This is a genomic window from Phycicoccus sp. Soil748, from assembly GCF_001428025.1.
Lineage (GTDB): Bacteria > Actinomycetota > Actinomycetes > Actinomycetales > Dermatophilaceae > Pedococcus.
Genome location: NZ_LMSC01000011.1, coordinates 1 through 1,671, shown reverse-complemented (window position 1 = coordinate 1,671; position 1,671 = coordinate 1). Strand labels below are relative to the sequence as shown.

The window sequence follows — 1,671 nt, the reverse complement described above, 5'->3', positions numbered from 1 at the left end:
CATGACGAACCTAGTGATGCTAAACGCCCAAAGCCAGTTCCCAACGCCTTCGGGCTGAGGTTGCTGGTGGAGCGCGTGACCCGATCTAGTAGTAGTCAAGCGATGGAGAGACGCAGGAAGGTAGCCTCCGCGTGGCGATGGTAGTCCACGTCCAAGGGTGTAGGGAGTGACCTAGGCAAATCCGGGTCGCACATATCCTGAGACCTGATAGTGACCGCGTATGCGGGAAGCAGGGTGATCCTATGCTGCCAAGAAAATCTTCTAGCGAGGTTCGAGCCGCCCGTACCCCAAACCGACTCNCCCGTAACTTCGGGAGAAGGGGGGCCCAGACCCTGAAGTCACTTGCTGACTAGGGGAAAGGGCCGCAGAGACCAGGGAGAAGCGACTGTTTACTAAAAACACAGGTCCGTGCGAAGTCGCAAGACGATGTATACGGACTGACGCCTGCCCGGTGCTGGAAGGTTAAGAGGACCGGTTAGTTCTTCGGAGCGAAGCTGAGAATTTAAGCCCCAGTAAACGGCGGTGGTAACTATAACCATCCTAAGGTAGCGAAATTCCTTGTCGGGTAAGTTCCGACCTGCACGAATGGCGTAACGACTTCTCCACTGTCTCAACCACGAACTCGGCGAAATTGCACTACGAGTAAAGATGCTCGTTACGCGCAGCAGNGGGAGACTGTGAAGCCGGCACGCCAGTGTCGGTNNNGGAGTCAACGTTGAAATACCACTCTGGTCGTTCTGGATATCTAACCTCGGTCCGTGATCCGGATCAGGGACAGTGCCTGGTGGGTAGTTTAACTGGGGCGGTTGCCTCCTAAAAGGTAACGGAGGCGCCCAAAGGTTCCCTCAGCCTGGTTGGCAATCAGGTTTTGAGTGTAAGTGCACAAGGGAGCTTGACTGTGAGACAGGCATGTCGAGCAGGGACGAAAGTCGGGACTAGTGATCCGGCGGTGGCTTGTGGAAGCGCCGTCGCTCAACGGATAAAAGGTACCCCGGGGATAACAGGCTGATCTTGCCCAAGAGTCCATATCGACGGCATGGTTTGGCACCTCGATGTCGGCTCGTCGCATCCTGGGGCTGGAGTAGGTCCCAAGGGTTGGGCTGTTCGCCCATTAAAGCGGTACGCGAGCTGGGTTTAGAACGTCGTGAGACAGTTCGGTCCCTATCCGCTGTGCGCGTAGGAAACTTGAGAAGAGCTGTCCCTAGTACGAGAGGACCGGGATGGACGAACCTCTGGTGTGTCAGTTGTTCTGCCAAGAGCACGGCTGATTAGCTACGTTCGGAAGTGATAACCGCTGAAAGCATCTAAGCGGGAAGCACGCTTCAAGATGAGGTTTCCATAGGCTTCGGCCTGAGAGGCTCCCAGCTAGACTACTGGGTTGATAGGCCAGACGTGGAAGCACAGCAATGTGTGTAGCTGACTGGTACTAATAAGCCGATAACTTGATACAACAAAGATGTTACGCGTCCACTGTGTGGTTCCCGAGATACGGTCGGGACACCCAACCACTGATACATATCTCCATAGAGTTTCGGCTGTCATAGCGAAGGGGAAACGCCCGGTCCCATTCCGAACCCGGAAGCTAAGCCCTTCAGCGCCGATGGTACTGCACTGGTGACGGTGTGGGAGAGTAGGACGCAGCCGAACACACTTTCCAAGTCGAAAGGGCCT

Annotated in this window: 2 rRNA genes (1 of these 2 only partly in view); both read left to right on the top strand. The window is 55.5% G+C overall.

From position 1 onward, the window contains the following. A 23S ribosomal RNA gene (locus ASG70_RS16215) occupies window positions 1-1,450 on the top strand (it extends 1,483 nt beyond the left edge of the window). 80 nt (window positions 1,451-1,530) lie between these two features. Continuing rightward, window positions 1,531-1,647 (top strand): 5S ribosomal RNA (gene rrf, locus ASG70_RS16210). Window positions 1,648-1,671: the final 24 nt, after the last annotated feature.